The organism is Arthrobacter sp. 05T420, assembly GCF_056396305.1.
The window spans coordinates 1-16786 of the sequence record NZ_JBFTLG010000033.1; the positions used below are offsets into that span (position 1 = coordinate 1).

Consider the following 16786-nt stretch of genomic DNA (forward strand, 5'->3'; position numbering starts at 1 on the left):
CCGCCGAGCAGGCTGCTGCGGCTGATGGCGGCGCGTCGCCGTCGCGGGTCCTGACCGCTGCCGGGGAGGCCTGGAGCGAACGCGCCGGCGGCACCTCGGGCGCGCTCTGGGGCTCGGCGGTCATCGCCGCCGGCCTCGCTTTGGGCAACCGGGACAGCTACTCCGGCGAGGACGCAGCCGCCGCCGTCACGGCCTTCGTTGACGCCATCACCGAACTCGGCAAGGCCGAATTGGGCGACAAGACCATGGTGGACGCGCTCCTACCATTCCGGGACGCCTTCCTCGCCGCCTTCGACGCCGGCACCCCAGTGGCTGCCTCGCTCGCCGCAGCCGCGGAAGCCGCCACTGCCGCAGCAGACGGAACGTCCGGGTTGCGTCCGCTCAAGGGCCGCGCCCGCCCGCTCGCCGAGAAGAGCCTCGGCCACCCCGACCCCGGCGCGGTGTCCTTCGCCCTCATCGCCACGCGGATTTCTGCACACACCGAAACTTCCACCACAGGAACCCGGCTCGCTACCTCCGAGCCGACGGAACAAGGAGCAAAAGCATGAGCACAACAACAGGCTGGCGCATCGTCGTCGGCAACGATGAGGCCGGCGTCGAATACAAGAACGCCCTGAAGGCCCTGCTTGAAGCGGACCCCCGCGTGGCGTCCGTGCTGGACATCGGCGTCGGTGCCAATGACTCCACGGCGTATCCGCACGTGGCCGTTGACGCGGCCCGCAAGATTGCCGACGGCGAAGCGGACCGGGCGCTGCTGATCTGCGGCACCGGCCTGGGCGTGGCCATCGCCGCCAACAAGGTCCCCGGCATCCGCGCCGTCACCGCGCACGACAGCTACTCGGTGGAACGCTCCGTCCTGAGCAACAACGCCCAGGTCCTCACCATGGGCCAGCGCGTCATCGGCCTGGAACTCGCCAAGAAGCTCGTAGGCGAATGGCTGAGCCACCGCTTCGACGAAACCTCCTCCTCCGCCGCCAAGGTGGACGCCATCTGCTCGTACGAACCCGAATACACGAAGGCAGTCTGAACATGACCGAATCAACAGAAACCGCAGCGGCCATCAACGCCGCCCGCAAGATCGCCGTCGTCGGCTCCGGCTACATGGGCGGCGGCATCGCCCAGGTCCTGGCGCTCGGCGGCGCCCGGGTTGCCCTCGCGGACGTGTCCGCCGAAGTGGCGCAGAAGAACTACGAGCGGCTCCTGGCCGAATCCGACGAATTCGTCGCCGCCGGGCTCTTCCCCGCAGGCGCCACCGCCATCCTGAAGGAAAACCTCTGGCCGGCCAAGGACATCGAGGAAGCCGTGGCCGACGCCGACTTCATCGAAGAAGCCGTCCCCGAGGTGATCGGGATCAAGCACCAGACCCTCGCCCGGATCAGCGCCGCCGCCCGCCCGGACGCCATCATCGGCTCCAACACCTCCACGATCTCCATCGCGGAGCTGTCCGGGCCGGTCACCCACCCGGAACGCTTCCTCGGCGTGCACTTCTCCAACCCCTCACCCTTCATCCCGGGCGTGGAAATCATCCCCCACGCCGGGACCTCCGCGGCCACCGTCGGCGCCGTCCGCGACCTCGTGCACGCGGCCAACAAACAGACCGCCGTGGTCAAGGACGTCACCGGATTCGTGCTCAACCGGCTCCAGTACGCACTCTTCCACGAGGCCGCCCAGCTGGTGGAACAGGACATCGCGACCGCTGAGGACATCGACACCCTGGTCCGCACCACCTTCGGCTTCCGGCTGCCGTTCTTCGGCCCCTTCGCGATCGCCGACATGGCCGGCCTGGACGTCTACAACTTCTGCTACAAGTCCCTGCAGACCGAATTCCCGGAACGCTTCGCCACCCCGAAGATCCTCACCGAACTTGTGGAGGCCGGAAAGCTGGGCACCAAGACCGGCGCAGGCTTCCTCAACGTCCCGGCCGAGCGCACACCGGAACTGATCGCCTACCGGAACAAGGCCTACGTGGCCATGCAGAAGCTCATCGACGAGCTCGGCCCCGCACCCATCAACTGACCTCCAGCGTTCACTTCCACTTCAGGAGCCTTCCTATGAGCACTTTCCCCACAGAACGCACAGCCATCATCACCGGCGCCGTCTCCGAGCGCGGCATCGGCCGCGCCACCGCCAACTACCTGGCAGCACAGGGTTGGAACATTGGCATCATCGATCTCGATGACGCACGCTGCAAGGCGGCGGCCAAGGAACTGGCCGCCGAGCACGGCGTCAAGGCCTTCGGCGTCGGCGCCAACGTGTCCGACGAAAGCTCGGTCCGTGCCGCGATCGACGCCATCGAGGCCGAACTGCCGCAGATTGTTGCCCTCGCCAACGTGGCGGGCGTCAGCTCACCGGTTCCGTACCTGGAACTCGACGCCGCCGAATGGGACCGCGTGCTCAACATCAACCTCAACGGCGTCCACTACGCCACGCGCCGCGTCGCAGAATCCATGGCGAAGAGCAGGATCGGGCGCATCGTGAACATCTCCTCTGTTTCCGCGCAGCGTGGCGGCGGCACGTTCTCCAAGACGCCGTACTCGGTGGCGAAGGCCGGCGTGATCGGCCTGACCCGGGCGACGGCCCGCGAACTGGGCGAATACGACATCACGGTCAACGCCATCTCCCCGGGCCCCATTGACACCGACATCATGGGCGGAACCCTCAGCGAGGAACGCAAGGACGAACTCACCAAAGACCTCGTGGTCAACCGCGTTGGCTCCACCCGGGACATCGCAGCAGCCATCGCCTTCCTCATCAGCGAGGACGCCGGTTACATCTCCGGCCAGACGCTGAATGTGGATGGCGGACTCTACATGCACTAAGGAAGAAGCACCGTGGCACAACACAACCAAACCGCCGCCGCCTCCGGATTCGCAGCCTGGAGCAAAGGACGGAAGATCTACCTCGCCGTTGGGATCCTGGCCTGCCTGGCCGGCGTTCTGATGATGGTTTTTTCACGCTAGAAGTTGTTCTCAGCCGGATCCGGCCCTCGCCTGCCTGGCCCACTTTGGCCGGGCAGGCTTGGCCGCGTCCGGCCTCTTGGCTGGGCCGGCCTAATTTGGCCGGATTCCGGCCGCTCTCCACGCAACTGATTCACCCACTGAGTTACACCACTGATTGCTCGACGAGGAGTTTTTGATGTCCGTAACAACAACGTCCACCCGGGACCTACTGGAGACGCCGGTCCTTAAATCAGCCATCTCCAAGGCCTCCCGCCGGCTGATGCCCATGCTGGTGATCCTGTATGTGGTCGCCTTCCTGGACCGCACCAACGTGGGCTTCTCCGAGGCCGCGCTGGGAGTGGACAAGGGCATTAGTGCCGGCGCCTTCGCCCTGGGCGCCGGGATCTTCTTCATCGGCTACGCACTGTTCGAAATCCCGAGCAACCTGCTCCTGACCAAATTCGGCGCGAAGGTGTGGCTGGCCCGCATCGCCATCACGTGGGGCATCGTCTCCGCCTGCTTCGCGTTCGTCCAGGGCGAGACCTCCTTCATCATCCTGCGGTTCCTGCTGGGCGTCACCGAGGCCGGGCTGTTCCCCGGCGTCATCATGTTCCTGGCGGCCTGGTTCCCGAACAAGGTCCGCGTCAAGATGTTCGCCATCTTCTACCTGGCCCAGCCGTTCTCCCAGATGCTGGGCGCTCCGCTCTCCGGCTGGCTGATCAACATCGGCGACCAGGTCCCCGGCGTCCAGGGCTGGCAGGTCATGTTCTTCGTCGAAGGCATGCTGGCGGTCATCGCCGGCATTGCCGCGTACTTCTTCCTGATCAACAGCCCGCAGGACGCCAAGTTCCTGGCCAAGGACGAGAAGAAGGCGCTCCTGGAAGTCATGGCGCTGGAGGACACTGTCAAGGAAGAGTCCGGCCCGCGCGGCGTGCTTGCCGCCATGAAGAACGGCAAGGTCTGGTACTTCACCGTCATCTACTTCTGTCTGCAGATCGCCGTCTACGGCGTCACCTTCTACCTGCCGCAGCAGGTGGCCCAGCTGACCGGGCAGAAGGTGGGCATCGCCGTCGGCCTGATGGCAGCCATCCCGTGGTTCTTCGGCATCTTCGCCTGCTACTTCATCGGCAAGGCTGCCAACACGGTGGTCCGCCGCCGGGTCTGGGGTACCGGGCTGTTCATCTCCACCGGACTTTGCATCTTCGGATCAGCGTGGGCCGGTGCAAACCACCTTCCGGCGCTGGGCATCATCTTCATCACGCTGGCCGTGTGCTCCTTCCTTTCCATTGGCCCCATCGCTTGGTCCTACCCGACGGCGTTCCTCACCGGAACGGCCGCGGCCGCGGGCATTGGCCTGATCAACTCCCTCGGCAACTTGGGCGGCTTTGTCGCTCCGATCCTGCGGACCTCGGTCAACCAGATCGCGGCTGACCCCACCGGCTCCGCAGGCGTCCTTGCCCTCGGCGTGCTCCCGTTCCTGGCAGCTGGGATGATGTTCGCGACCCGTCGCTTCAAGAACAAGGCCGACGAGCTCCTGGAGCAGTAAAGGCGTCCCAGCCCCGGCTTCCAGCCCGATTAACTGGATCCAGCAGAAAGCACCAACAAATGCAGCAGATTCCCGGCAGCCAGACCTCCAGCAACCAGCTCCTGGTGGGGGTCAGCACCAAGATGTACCTCGGCTACCGGGACAGCCTGGACTGGTTGGAGCGGCTGCGGCACGAAGTGGACACCCGTCCGGCCCTCGCGGCCGGGCGGGTTGTCCCGTTTGTCATTCCGTCCTTCCCCGTCCTGCCCGAGGCGGCCCGGCTCCTGGCCGGCTCGCCACTGCTGTTAGGGGCGCAAAACTGCGGCTGGGCGGACGGGCCCTGGACCGGGGAGATTGCCCCGTCCATGCTCGCCGAACTCGGCGTCCGGCTCGTGGAAATCGGCCACGCCGAACGCCGGAGGCACTTCCACGAGGACGATGCCATGGTGACCCTCAAGGTCCGGGCCGCGGACGATGCCGGGCTCACGCCGCTGCTTTGTGTGGGGGAGACGGAGCGCGGGCAGCCCTCCGCTGCCGTGGACTTTGTGTACCGCCAGATCGAGTCGGCCGTCGACGGCGACTGGGACCTCGCCGGCCGCTTGGTTGTGGCGTACGAACCTGTCTGGGCCATCGGCGCGGCCGAGCCCGCCGCCGCGGCGTACGTGTCCGACGTCGTCCAGCGGCTCCGGGCGCAGCTCACCGTCGCGGGGGTGCCAGATTTGCCGGTCATCTACGGCGGTTCCGCCAAGCCCGGACTGCTCCCAACGCTTGAGGGTGTCTCGGGCCTGTTCCTGGGCCGGTTTGCGCACGACCCCGCGAACTTCGGCGCCGTCCTGGACGAGGCGCTCCTGCTGGCCTAAGGCTCCCCGCGCCGGGACCAAGCATCGTGGGACATGTCCAGCCTTGGCCGTGAAAAGTGGTCCGGATGCCGTTGTGCCCACTGGGGGAGTCCAAGAATGGGCATGTCCCTTGGACTGGCGGGCAAAGCTCAGGCAGCCACCGACTGCTGGCACAGGCCGATGAAACCGCCCAGCTGTTCCATGCCCTCCGGATGCGTGGGCAGGTAGTTGGTCAGTTCCGGCGCGCGGACGATTACTGCCCGCCACTGCCCTCGGGAGACCGCCACATTGATCCGGTTCCGTGAGAGCAGGAACTCCATGCCCCGCGGAGCCTCGGCCACCGCTGAGCATGCCATGGACACGATCACCACGGCCGCTTCCTGGCCTTGGAACTTGTCCACCGTCCCTACCCGTACGCCGGCGAGATTCGCGGTGTCCAGAGCGTCGCGGATTACGTTGACCTGGGCGTTGTAGGCCGCCACCACCAGGATGTCGGCGACGTCGAGCGGGCGGGTGCCCGCCTCCGAATGCCAGCTCAGCCCCAGATGCCGATTCACCTGACGGACCACTTCTGCGGCCTCCTCGGTCGACGACGTGATGTTGCCGCTGTGTTCCACCATGACGGTCTCGATTCCGGCAGGAACTCCATCGAGCCTCCGGAGGTCAGCAGCCGGCGCGGAGTGCAGCTTGCCCTCATAGGAGAGTTCGGACACGGCCCGGCAGAGCTCCGAGGTCATCCGCCACGAATCGGCCAAGAAATAGCCAAGCTCCGGCGGAAGCGTGGCATGACCGGCGGAGACCCAGCCCAGAGCTGACTCGTCCACGGGTTCGGGGTGTGCGCCCTGGCTGACCTGCGGCAACTGCTGCGGATCCCCGAGCAGCAGCAGCCGGCTGCTGGCCTGTGCCACGGCGAGGGTGTTGGCCAAGGAGAACTGGCCGGCCTCGTCGATCACCAACAGATCCAGCGACCCGGCCGGGACATTTGCTCCCGTCATGGTCCACGCCGTACCGCCGATCAGCGCGCCGCCCGGTGAGCCCAGCAGGCGTGCCACATCTTGCGCCGAACGCTGCTGCCAGGGAAGCGGCTCCGCGTGTTTCACGTCCTTGGCGACCACGGAAGGATCGACGCCGGCCTTGGTGACCGCCGTCTTCAGCAGGTTCTCCACCACCGCATGGGACTGGCCAACGACGCCGACTTTCCAGCCGCGGGCCACGAGCCGGGCGATCACGTGTGAGCCCACATGCGTCTTACCGGTCCCGGGAGGACCTTGGACCGCCACGTAGGAATGGTCCAGGTCCGCGACGGCCGCGGTGATGGCGTCGATGTAGCGGTCCGGTCCGTCTCCGGGCGTCGGCAGCGGTGCGCCAGAGGCAAGCCGCGGCGGAACCCGCCGGACCAGATCCAATGCCGGGTGATGCGGGAACGCGGACGGCCTGGCCTGCAGCGCCGAGGTGACGCGGGCAGCCAGGGCCGCCAGCGCCTCCTCGAGGCTCTTGGTTTGGATGGGTTGGTCTTCGGTCAGGGCGACGGGGACCTGGTTATACGGTTCGACGTTCTTGCGAAGCTTGTCCCGGATGATGACGGTGTCCTTGCCATCCTCGTGGCCCAGCTCCAGAACCTCGGTGCCGAACCAGCCGTTGCGCCCGGTTCCTTTGGTGCCTGTGCCCTCCAGCCCGGCCGGAAGCGGCGGCTCGTACATTCGGAACCACGTGCTGCCTTCGCGCAGGTCCGAGCCGGGGCTGACCGTGCCGATCAGCTTCACCCTCCGCTCCGGATTCTTGGCGCCGTCCTTCCACCAGTCCTCAAGGACCTCGGCGTCCTCGACGAGGAAGACGTTGCGGTCCTGCTGGTGATGGGTGTCGGGGCCGTTCTCGCAACGGTCGAAGTGCGCCCACCAGAACGCCTTGCGCTCCCGCCGGTGATAGCTGACCGCTGCCGCCAGCATCGAGACCGCCTTCTGATCGTCTTCGGAGAGCCCGACGCCGGAATCCGCGAGTTCGGCCAGCGAAACTTCCAGCGGTTCCAGTTCGGCCAGCGACACTTCCAGCGGTTCCAGTTCAGCGGAAGCCGGCCCGGAGCCCGCGCTGACTTTCACAGGCTTGAGCGCAGCCGAGGACGCACCGTCGCCTCCGGCCGCGTCGCCGTCTCCCGGCTTGATCCCGCGCTCCTGTGCTAGGCCCAGGAGCCAGTTCCGGAGCTCCAGTGTGGAGAGGCAGTCGTATTCGTTGTAGTCGGAGATCCCTGCGAGGATTGTGGTCGCCTCATCGGGCCGCTCATTGTCACGGGCGTCGCAGTAATGGGCGTAGGCAACCACGGAGGCGCCGGCGTCCTTCACATCTCCGGAGCGCAGATTCGTCCCCATGTAGAGCGGCTCAAGTTTCTTGATGCTGTAGGAGTTCTCGGAGATCCGGATGCTGTTCCGGACGGTCTGGTATAAATCCACCAAGAGCCCGTCGCGCAGCCAGCCGTCCACGGTGTCTTCGCCGGCAACGTGCATGACGGAGAGTTTTCGGAGCGCCGTCTTCTCATAGGCGGCGTAGTGGTAGACGTGCATGTCCGGGTAGTCCCGCCGGCGTTTCTCCACATAGTCGAGGAAATCGACGAAGGCCTGTTTCTCCGCTTCCCGGCTGTGCGCCCAGAACGGCCTGAAAACCCCGGGGACGCCGGGCCCAGTCGGGGCTTCGATGACGCCGAACAAGTACTCCAGTCCCCAGACTCCGGTGGCCTTTTCCTGCCACAGCGGATCGCCCTCGAAGTCGAAGAAGATGTCGCCGTCGCTCGGCGGGGGAAGCTCGGCCAGCGTGTTTTCCGGGATGACCGCGTAGCGGAGGGAGTGTTCCTCGCCGTCCTTGACGTACCGGACGCCGCCGTCGTCTCCGCCGACGCCGCTCTGCATCCGGGCCTGGGCCTGCAGGCGCTGGAGCGCTGCGTTCGCCTTCGGAAGGCTGGCCCGCGCCAAGTCCGTGACCGTATGGATGCCGTCTGCGTGCAGTTTCTTGCGCTGTGCCGAATTCATTCGGGCGACGAGCAGCAGGTCCTCGGTGGCCGTGACCTGTTCCTGGCAGTAGTCGCAGCGGCCGCAGGCGGTGATTCCGGCTGCACCCCATTGCACGGCTCCGCGTTGCGCCAGATGCGAGGAGGTCAAAGCCAGGAAGCGGTCCCGGCGCTCGCGGAAGACCGGCAGGATTTCTGCGAGTTTGTGGTGGCTGCGGACGTAGTCGAATCCTCCGTCCGCCAGCTGCACCGTAGCGCCCAGAACGAGTGTCACTGCCGGATCTACAGGGATCCCGGCCTTCAGCAACTGGTCCCCATAGGCGGCAAGCTGGAGCAGAGCCGTGACCTTCGCGTGGCGGGCGAGCTTGGTGTCGAACACCGCGTAGCTGCCGTCTGCCTGCCGCACAAGAAAATCGGAGCGGCCATGGAACTGGCCGTCGAAGAAGGCGGCTTGGAAGACGACGTCAGCGCCCGCCCGCAGCGCCTCGATGGACTCGGTATGCTTGGCAGCCAAAGCGGCGCGATCCATGGCTTCGGCAGGGACGACGTCGTAAACGCCGCTTCCGGTGACCGGATCCCAGCGGCCGAAGTCCGCGACGAACCCATCGAGGACTTTGCGCTCGTGGAGGTCACCCAAGACGGCGGCGTGCTGGAGCATCTCGTCCGCGTCGAAGGCCACTTTGGACGAGCGGCCCAGCTTCTCATCAAGCTTCCGGAGCAGCTGATACTCACAGCTCGCGGCCACCACCAGATCGCTCGCCGAAAAGACCAGGTCCGGTGATGAGCCCTGCACCTCAGGTTCAAGAAAAAACACGATGCCCCCGTTGTTGCTGGACTCTGTTCATTAAGCCAGCGTTGATTAGCCTGCGTTGATCAAACCCCGCATGAGCCAAGTCCGGCCTTCCGTGTTCAAGCTATCAAAGACCTCCGACAATCGAGCAGGGAGCAGGGAGCAGGGAGCAGGGAGCAGGGAGCAGGGAGCAGGGAACACGGGAGCGGGTACCCGTCAACCAGAAAGAGCAACCAGGAACAGCAACCGGCAAGATCCCTCTGGTTGCTGCCATCGGATCGGCGTAAGGTCTGGGGCCATGACCGAACAGCAACCGTATGAGCTGGTCCGGCGATACGTGCACTTTGAGCTGCGCCGCTATCCCGCCTATGTTGTGGCCGAGATAAAGGTCAATGCGACGTTTGACCGGGCCGGGAATGCTGCCTTCCGGCATCTGTTCAACTACATCAGCGGCAGCAACGCGGCCCGTCAGAAGCTGGCGATGACGGCCCCGGTGATCCAGGAACTGGGTCCTTCACAAAAGCTTGCGATGACCGCTCCCGTGCTCCAGAGCGGTCCGCTGCCGGGAGGCGACGAGCCCGCTGAGTTTGTCGTTGCCTTTGTGCTCCCTGCGGGCATAACGGAGGGGACGGCCCCGGTCCCCGCGAACTCCGACGTCGAAGTCCGGGCAATCCCCGGGTCGCTGGCGGCTGCGCTGCGGTTCTCGGGAAGCGGGTCGGAGTCCGCTTTCGAACGGCGCAACAATGACCTGCAGGCTGCACTCGTAGTAGCCGGGCTGACGGCCGACGGGCCGCCACGGTTCGCCCGCTTCGATCCGCCCTTCAAGCCGTGGTTTATGCGGCGCAACGAAGTCGTTCAGGACGTGCAGGAGCCTCCTCCTGCTCCAGTTGAGCCCAGCCGTAGACCCGGGTAAGGCAAAATGGTTTGGGTGACCCAACACCCGCAGCGCCCCGCCTCGCCCGTCTCGCCCGCTTCCGGCCCGTCGCCACAGATGGGCACGCCGCAGACCGGTTCGCCGCACACGCAGGAGTCCGGCATCGCCGCCCAGATCGCCGCCGAACTCGGCGTCCAAGCCTGGCAGGTCAAGGCCGCCGTGGACCTGCTCGACGCCGGATCCACCGTGCCGTTCATCGCCCGGTACCGCAAAGAGGCCACCGGAACCCTGGACGATACCCAGCTCCGCGACCTGGAGGAGCGGCTGCGCTACCTGCGCGAGCTCGAAGACCGCCGCCGGACCATCCTTGAAGCCATCGCCGCCCAGGGCGCGCTGACCCCGGAACTGCAGGCCGCCGTCGTCGGCGCCGATACGAAGTCGCGGCTCGAGGACATCTACCTCCCGTTCAAAACCAAACGGCGCACCAAGGCGCAGATCGCCCGCGAAGCCGGGCTGGAACCGCTCGCGGACGCCCTGCTCAAGCGCCCGGAACTGGACCCGGACCGCGAAGCGGCCAAGTATCTCAACGCCGAACACTCGATTGGGGACCCGGCCGCGGCGCTCGCGGGAGCCCGCTCCATCCTGGTGGAACGCGTCGCCCAGGATGCCGACCTGGCCGCCACCCTCCGGGAGCGGCTGTGGACCCAGGGCCGGATGGTGTCCCGCGTGAAGAAGGGCAAGGAAGCCGAAGGCCAGAAGTTCAAGGACTACTTCGAGTTCTCCCAGCAGCCGGCCGGAATGCCCTCGCACCGCGTCCTGGCGCTGCTGCGCGGCGAAAAGGACGGGGCGCTGGAGCTGGATCTCGCCGAGGCGGAACCGAACGACGACGCCGCCCTCACCGCCGCGCGCGGCCGGTACGAAGCCGCTGTGGCCAGGTTCCTAGGGGTTGCCGACCGCGGCCGGCCCGCCGACGCCTGGCTGCTGCAGACCGCCCAGGTGGCGTGGCGCTCGAGGGTGCTGGCCCGGCTGACAGCTGATCTGCGGAGCCGGATGTTCGCCGCCGCCGAGGACGAGGCCGTGCGCGTGTTCGCCGCGAACCTCCGCGACGTCCTGCTCGCCGCGCCGGCCGGGAACCGCGCCACCCTGGGCCTGGACCCGGGACTGCGCACCGGCGTCAAGGTCGCGGTGGTGGACGGCACGGGCAAGGTGGTTGCGACCGACACCGTCTACCCGCACGCTCCGGCCCGGAAATGGGACGAAGCATTGCGGACCCTTGTGGGCCTGGCCAAGAAGCACGGCGTCGAACTCGTCGCGATCGGCAACGGCACCGCCTCACGGGAGACGGACAAGCTCGCCGCAGAACTGCTGAAGCAGCTCGCCATGGATTCCGGCGCAGCGCAGCAGGGTTCCAAACCGCAGAAGATCGTGGTGTCCGAGGCCGGAGCGTCGGTGTATTCAGCGTCGGCGCTCGCCGCGGCCGAGCTGCCTGGCATGGACGTATCCCTGCGCGGCGCGGTATCGATTGCCAGGCGGCTGCAGGATCCGCTTGCGGAGCTGGTGAAGATAGAGCCGAAGTCGATCGGCGTCGGGCAGTACCAGCATGACGTCACGGCCGCGAAGCTGGACCGCAGCCTGGACGCCGTCGTCGAGGACTGCGTGAACGCCGTGGGAGTGGACGTCAACACCGCCTCGCCCGCGCTGCTGAGCCGGGTGGCCGGCGTCGGGCCGCTGCTGAGTGAGAACATCGTGGCGTACCGGAACGAACACGGACCCTTCAACAAGCGCAGCGAGCTGAAGAAGGTCCCGCGGCTGGGCGCCAAGGCTTTTGAGCAGTGCGCCGGCTTCCTGCGGATCACCGGGGGAGCGGAGCCGCTGGATGCCTCCAGCGTGCATCCGGAGGCCTACCCGGTGGCCCGGAAAATCAAGGCGGCGGCCGGGAAGGCACCGGCCGCGGGAAGCTATGCGGCGCTGAACCCGCAGGACTTCGTGGACGGCTCCTTTGGCCTGCCCACGGTGCAGGACATCATCGCCGAGCTCGAGAAGCCGGGCCGTGACCCGCGTCCGGCTTTCGCAGCGGCAGCGTTCTCGGAAGGCATCGAGAAGATCTCGGACCTGAGGCCGGGCATGGTGCTGGAGGGAACTGTGACCAACGTGGCGGCATTCGGCGCGTTCGTCGACGTCGGGGTGCACCAGGATGGGCTCGTGCACGTGTCCGCGCTGGCCAACCGCTTTGTCTCGGATCCCCGCGAGGTGGTCAAGTCCGGCCAGGTGGTCCGGGTCAAGGTGCTGGAAGCGGACCCGGAGCGCAAGCGCATCTCGCTGACGCTAAGGCTCGACGACGAACCCGGAGCCCCCGCGGGACGTGCGGCTTCCACGGAACGTGCGGCCGGCGGACGTGGGGCCGGCGGACGTGGGGACGGCGGCCGCGATGGCCGGGCGGCTGGTGGACGCGGGGACTCGCGGGCGGAACGACCGCGACAGTCGGCGCCGCAGGCGACGTCGAATCAGCCGTCGAATCAGCCGGCCGGGAAACCGGCGGCCGACCGGCAAACGCCCGGGCGCAGCACACAGGCCAGGCAACCGCAAAAGGCGACGCCCACGCCGTCGCCCGTCAACACGGCGATGGCCGAGGCGCTCCGGCAGGCCGGCCTGGGCAAATAGCTCCTCCTCGAGCCGCAGGGACGCCGGCGCCGGACCCGCACTTACCGTTTATCGCTGATTTCCTACCGCTTGGCGCATAAGTAGTACGTTTGCTGACGATTTGAACCATGATTGCCGGAGGCAACGGTCCTCTGCCGGAAGCTCGATCAGAGGCCCTGGCAGAGGACCGTCGCTCCAATGTGCAAGACACCGATGTCGTTGACGAGCAGGGGAGCATTCATGGGCTGGCTGGACCGCGAACGAACCATCGCCCCGCCGGGATTCAACCGGTGGCTCGTACCCCCAGCAGCGCTCGCCGTGCACCTGTGCATCGGCCAGGCCTACGCGACCAGCGTCTACAAGACCGCGCTGGTGAAGCACTTCGGCGCGAGCCTGACCGAGATCGGCGTGATCTTCTCCGTCGCGATCGTGATGCTAGGCCTCTCGGCCGCCATCATGGGCACCTGGGTGGACAAGAACGGGCCACGGAAGGCGATGTTCACCTCGGCCGTGTTCTGGGCCAGTGGCTTCCTGATCGGTTCCCTGGGTATCTTCAGCCACCAGCTCTGGCTCGTCTATCTCGGCTACGGCGTCGTCGGCGGCATTGGCTTGGGCATCGGCTACATCTCCCCAGTCTCCACCCTGATCAAATGGTTCCCCGACCGGCCCGGACTGGCCACCGGCATGGCCATCATGGGGTTCGGCGGCGGCGCCCTGATTGCCAGTCCGGTCTCCACGGCGCTGCTCAAGATGTACGATCCCAACTCCGGCGCCAAGGGCTGGGTGGCCAGCGGCGAGTCCGTGGGCAAGCTCTTCCTGACCCTCGCCGTGATCTACCTGGCCTACATGATGTTCGGCGCCTTCACCATCAAGGTCCCGGCGGAGGGCTGGAAGCCGGCAGGCTTCGACCCCGCAAAGGTCAAGGCTGCCTCCCTGGTCACCACGGAGAACGTCTCCGCCAGGAACGCGGTCAAGACCAAACAGTTCTGGCTCGTGTGGATCGCCTTGTTCTGCAATGTCACGGCAGGCATCGGCATCCTTGAACAGGCCGCCCCGATGATCCAGGACTTCTTCCGCCAGCCCGACGGCACTTCGATGGTCAGCGCTGCTGTGGCCGCCGGCTTCGTGGGGCTGCTGTCGATCGGCAACATGTCGGGCCGCTTTGCCTGGTCCGCCACCTCCGACGTCACCGGACGCAAGCGCATCTACATGGTCTACCTCGGCGTCGGCGCCGTGCTCTACACCGTGCTGGCCCTGGCCGGGTCGACGTCGACCGTCCTTTACGTGGCCCTCGCCTTCGTCATCATCTCCTTCTACGGCGGCGGGTTCGCGACCGTCCCCGCCTACCTTCGCGACCTCTTCGGCACGTTCCAGGTCGGCGCCATTCACGGCCGTCTCCTGACGGCCTGGTCCGCGGCCGGCGTCGCAGGACCGTTGATCGTCAATGCCTTCCTGGACGCGCAGGGCAAGCCCGGCGCGCTCAACGCCGCGTCCTACCAGCCGGCCCTGCTGACCATGGTGGGGCTGCTGGTAGTCGGTTTCGTGGCAAACCTGCTGGTCTCGCCGGTAAACGCGCGCTTCCACGAACCCCGCGCCGGCCGCGTGCGGTCCGAAGAACCTGCCTTGGAGGCCTGAAATGAGCACTGCACAGACACCGGTGACGCCGGTGACGCCGTCCACCGGAAAATTGGTCATCGCGTGGGCACTCGTCGGCGTGCCGCTCGCGTATGGCGTTTACGAAACCCTCACACGAGTGGCGGCCCTGTTTGGTTGACACGGTGGTTGCAGAAGTCTTTAGGGACCGTCCGCGCGCGGCCCGGATGCCGTTCACCAGGCCGGAGCCATTCACCACCCGCCCCACGCTGCAAGGCACCTTCGGGATGAGCGCGTCCACGCACTGGCTCTCGACGGCGGCCGCCCAGGCTGTGCTGGAGCGCGGCGGCAACGCCTTCGACGCCGCGGTGGCGGGAGCATTCGTGCTCCACGTGGTGGAGCCGCACCTCAACGGGCCCGGCGGAGACATGACCGGGATCTTCGTCACCGCGGACCGGCCGGACCAGCCAATAGTCCTGATGGGGCAGGGGCCGGCGCCGGCCGGGGCTACCGTAGAGCACTATGTTGCCGAAGGCCTGGACCTCGTTCCTGGCTCGGGTGCCCTGGCCGCCGCGGTGCCCGCCGCCGTCGACGCCTGGCTCCTGCTGCTGCGTGACCACGGGACGTGGGAGCTGGACGCGGTGCTGGAATTCGCGATCGGCTACGCGCGGGACGGCCATCCGATGCTCGGCCGGGTCGGAACCACCATTGCGGCCGTGTCTGCGCTGTTCCAAACGCATTGGCCCACGTCAGCTGAGCTGTGGATGCCCGGTGGAAGGATCCCTGCCGAAGGTGAGCTGGTGTGGAACCCGGCCTATGCCCGCACCCTGGAACGACTCGTGGAGGCCGGAGTCAAGGCATCTACCCGCGAGGAAGGAATTGATGCGGCCCGGCACGAGTGGCGCGAGGGCTTCGTGGCCCGCGCCATGGTGGATTCGGTTCAGGCCCCGCACCGGCATTCCTCGGGTACGGATCACTGCGGGGTGCTGGCCCTGGCGGATCTGGCCGGGTTCGAAGCCGGATACGAGGCGGCGGCCACCGTTGAGTTCCGGGGTCACACGATCGCCAAGACCGGACCTTGGGGCCAGGGCCCGGCGCTGCTGCAGACCCTGGCCATCCTGTCCGGATTCGAGGCCCGCTACCTAGACCCGTCCACTGAATTGGGGGCGCACACCATCCTGGAAGCGCAGAAGCTAGCGCTCGCGGACCGGGAGGCGTACTACGGCGACACCGACGTCCCGCTGGAGTACCTGCTCTCTGCTGACTATTGCGCCAGCCGCCGGGCGTTGATCACAGACCGGGCGTCCCACGATTTCCGACCCGGCACTGTGCCCGGGCGGGAACCCTACGTGCCGCCGCTGCGTACCGAGTACACGCAGCCGGCGTTCGCGGGGTCTGCGTCGGCGGCCGGACTCGGCGTCGGCGAGCCCACCGTGACACCCGCGGGGGAGACCCGCGGCGATACGTGCCACATCGACGTCGTGGACCGCTGGGGCAACATGGTCTCGGCCACTCCATCCGGTGGCTGGCTGCAGTCCTCACCTGCGATCCCGGAGCTTGGCTTCTGCCTGGGTACGCGGCTGCAGATGACCTGGCTGGAGCCTGGCACACCGTCCACGCTGACGCCCGGCAAACGCCCGCGCACCACCTTGACGCCGACTCTCGTGCTGCGAGACGGCCACGCCGTGTCCGCGCTGGGTTCACCCGGCGGTGACCAGCAGGACCAATGGCAGCTGCCGTATCTGTTGCGGACCATCGTAGGCGGATACTCGCCGCAGCAAGCCATCGATGCGCCGACGTTCCATACGACGTCGATGCCCGGGTCCTTCTGGCCGCGGACCTGGGAGCCGGGCGGCGCCGTCGTCGAGAACCGGCTGGGGGAGGACGTCATCGCGGGGCTGGAACGCCGCGGGCATGTCGTCACCCGGGCCGGCGACTGGGCGCTGGGGCGGCTGTCCGCCGTCGTGCGGGATCCTGAGACCGGCGTCCTGCAGGCCGCGGCGAATCCGCGCGGTGCGCAGGGGTACGCGGCTGGCCGGTAGTGGGTGCGCCCCACCTGGCGGGAACGTTCAGCCGACGAATTCGTTGAGTGCGATCACGTTGCCTTCCGGATCTTTCAGAAAGACTGACTCGGCTATGCCGAAGTCCATGACGTCCCCGACGATTGCTCCCTCCAGGCCCGCGAAGCTGGCCACGACCGGAGGCTGGAAGCTGGCGTCGCGGGCCTTCAGCAAATCAACGATCTCCTCGAGGCCGGTCACCATGAAGCTGATCATCGGGTAGGGCGACGGTACCCGGTCCGGCATCTCGCTGGGGGCGAGGCTGGAGCCACCCGCGGCGCCGAGCACCATGGGGTTGCCCGTGGGGACCGTGAAAAGATCCAGGCCGAGGACATCACGGTAGAACGTCCGGCCGCGCCGCGTGCTGCGGCGACCGTCCCGTGGCGCCTGTCATGCTGCCGTCATGTTCTGCGGCGCCCTGTCAGGCCGCAGCGACTGGATTTGTGGGTCGGAAGTAGTGGTTGCGTCTGGGGTGTTGGCGGGGGTCGAGGTGGGGTGGCGGGATGAACCAGGGGATCCCGGATTTGAGCC

General features: G+C 67.0%; 14 protein-coding genes. 12 read left to right on the forward strand and 2 right to left on the reverse strand.

Annotation, left to right across the window (positions count from 1 at the left end; genetic code table 11):
• From AC1DEM_RS21470 to AC1DEM_RS21500, 7 genes are all read left to right on the forward strand, one after another.
• On the forward strand, window positions 1-548 hold a 548-nt coding region (locus AC1DEM_RS21470; RefSeq protein ID WP_476886301.1), incomplete at its 5' end, for a DAK2 domain-containing protein.
• The gene (locus AC1DEM_RS21475) at window positions 545-1027 is read left to right on the forward strand and encodes a ribose-5-phosphate isomerase (RefSeq protein ID WP_476886302.1); all 483 of its coding nucleotides are present in this window, start codon (window positions 545-547) and stop codon (window positions 1025-1027) included. The genes AC1DEM_RS21470 and AC1DEM_RS21475, both read left to right, overlap by 4 nt.
• Window positions 1028-1029: 2 nt before the next feature.
• Window positions 1030-2016: a 3-hydroxyacyl-CoA dehydrogenase family protein gene (locus AC1DEM_RS21480; protein WP_476886303.1), complete on the forward strand. Its 987-nt coding sequence runs from the start codon at window positions 1030-1032 to the stop codon at window positions 2014-2016.
• A gap of 35 nt (window positions 2017-2051) precedes the next feature.
• Window positions 2052-2819: an SDR family NAD(P)-dependent oxidoreductase gene (locus AC1DEM_RS21485; protein WP_377988521.1), complete on the forward strand. Its 768-nt coding sequence runs from the start codon at window positions 2052-2054 to the stop codon at window positions 2817-2819.
• Between the two features lie 12 nt (window positions 2820-2831).
• Complete coding sequence (locus tag AC1DEM_RS21490; RefSeq protein WP_476886304.1) at window positions 2832-2960, forward strand: hypothetical protein; 129 nt, start codon at window positions 2832-2834, stop codon at window positions 2958-2960.
• Between the two features lie 175 nt (window positions 2961-3135).
• On the forward strand, window positions 3136-4485 hold the full coding sequence (locus tag AC1DEM_RS21495) for an MFS transporter (RefSeq protein WP_476886305.1): 1350 nt from the start codon (window positions 3136-3138) through the stop codon (window positions 4483-4485).
• Between the two features lie 59 nt (window positions 4486-4544).
• A complete protein-coding gene (locus tag AC1DEM_RS21500) occupies window positions 4545-5324 on the forward strand; it encodes a triose-phosphate isomerase family protein (RefSeq protein ID WP_476886306.1) in 780 nt (259 codons plus the stop codon).
• Between the two features lie 128 nt (window positions 5325-5452).
• Here AC1DEM_RS21500 and AC1DEM_RS21505 read toward each other — a convergent pair whose 3' ends face one another.
• The gene (locus AC1DEM_RS21505) at window positions 5453-9112 is read right to left on the reverse strand and encodes a TM0106 family RecB-like putative nuclease (RefSeq protein WP_476886307.1); all 3660 of its coding nucleotides are present in this window, start codon (window positions 9110-9112) and stop codon (window positions 5453-5455) included.
• A 274-nt stretch (window positions 9113-9386) separates the two neighbouring features.
• Here AC1DEM_RS21505 and AC1DEM_RS21510 point away from each other — a divergent pair, with 274 nt between their 5' ends.
• The 5 genes from AC1DEM_RS21510 (at window position 9387) to AC1DEM_RS21530 (ending at window position 16237) form a co-directional block, all read left to right on the forward strand.
• Window positions 9387-10001 (forward strand): SOUL family heme-binding protein, encoded by a 615-nt coding sequence (locus AC1DEM_RS21510; protein WP_476886308.1) that lies wholly within the window; start codon window positions 9387-9389, stop codon window positions 9999-10001.
• Between the two features lie 78 nt (window positions 10002-10079).
• The gene (locus AC1DEM_RS21515; RefSeq protein ID WP_476886311.1) at window positions 10080-12623 is read left to right on the forward strand and encodes a Tex family protein; all 2544 of its coding nucleotides are present in this window, start codon (window positions 10080-10082) and stop codon (window positions 12621-12623) included.
• 219 nt (window positions 12624-12842) lie between these two features.
• Window positions 12843-14237, forward strand: coding sequence for an OFA family MFS transporter (locus AC1DEM_RS21520; RefSeq protein WP_476886312.1), 1395 nt, complete (start codon window positions 12843-12845; stop codon window positions 14235-14237).
• Window position 14238: 1 nt separating this feature from the next.
• Complete coding sequence (locus AC1DEM_RS21525; RefSeq protein WP_476886309.1) at window positions 14239-14376, forward strand: MFS transporter small subunit; 138 nt, start codon at window positions 14239-14241, stop codon at window positions 14374-14376.
• Between the two features lie 46 nt (window positions 14377-14422).
• A complete protein-coding gene (locus AC1DEM_RS21530; RefSeq protein ID WP_476886313.1) occupies window positions 14423-16237 on the forward strand; it encodes a gamma-glutamyltransferase family protein in 1815 nt (604 codons plus the stop codon).
• Between the two features lie 27 nt (window positions 16238-16264).
• Here AC1DEM_RS21530 and AC1DEM_RS21535 read toward each other — a convergent pair whose 3' ends face one another.
• Window positions 16265-16546 (reverse strand): VOC family protein, encoded by a 282-nt coding sequence (locus AC1DEM_RS21535; protein WP_476886310.1) that lies wholly within the window; start codon window positions 16544-16546, stop codon window positions 16265-16267.
• Window positions 16547-16786 lie beyond the last annotated feature (240 nt).

Coding starts and splice junctions, on each gene's coding strand:
- AC1DEM_RS21485 (WP_377988521.1), top strand. CDS start 2,052: ATGAGCACTTTCCCCACAGAACGCACAGCCATCATCACCGGCGCCGTC.
- AC1DEM_RS21515 (WP_476886311.1), top strand. CDS start 10,080: ATGGGCACGCCGCAGACCGGTTCGCCGCACACGCAGGAGTCCGGCATC.
- AC1DEM_RS21530 (WP_476886313.1), top strand. CDS start 14,423: ATGCCGTTCACCAGGCCGGAGCCATTCACCACCCGCCCCACGCTGCAA.
- AC1DEM_RS21520 (WP_476886312.1), top strand. CDS start 12,843: ATGGGCTGGCTGGACCGCGAACGAACCATCGCCCCGCCGGGATTCAAC.
- AC1DEM_RS21500 (WP_476886306.1), top strand. CDS start 4,545: ATGCAGCAGATTCCCGGCAGCCAGACCTCCAGCAACCAGCTCCTGGTG.
- AC1DEM_RS21510 (WP_476886308.1), top strand. CDS start 9,387: ATGACCGAACAGCAACCGTATGAGCTGGTCCGGCGATACGTGCACTTT.
- AC1DEM_RS21475 (WP_476886302.1), top strand. CDS start 545: ATGAGCACAACAACAGGCTGGCGCATCGTCGTCGGCAACGATGAGGCC.
- AC1DEM_RS21480 (WP_476886303.1), top strand. CDS start 1,030: ATGACCGAATCAACAGAAACCGCAGCGGCCATCAACGCCGCCCGCAAG.
- AC1DEM_RS21525 (WP_476886309.1), top strand. CDS start 14,239: ATGAGCACTGCACAGACACCGGTGACGCCGGTGACGCCGTCCACCGGA.
- AC1DEM_RS21535 (WP_476886310.1), bottom strand. CDS start 16,546: ATGGTGCTCGGCGCCGCGGGTGGCTCCAGCCTCGCCCCCAGCGAGATG.
- AC1DEM_RS21495 (WP_476886305.1), top strand. CDS start 3,136: ATGTCCGTAACAACAACGTCCACCCGGGACCTACTGGAGACGCCGGTC.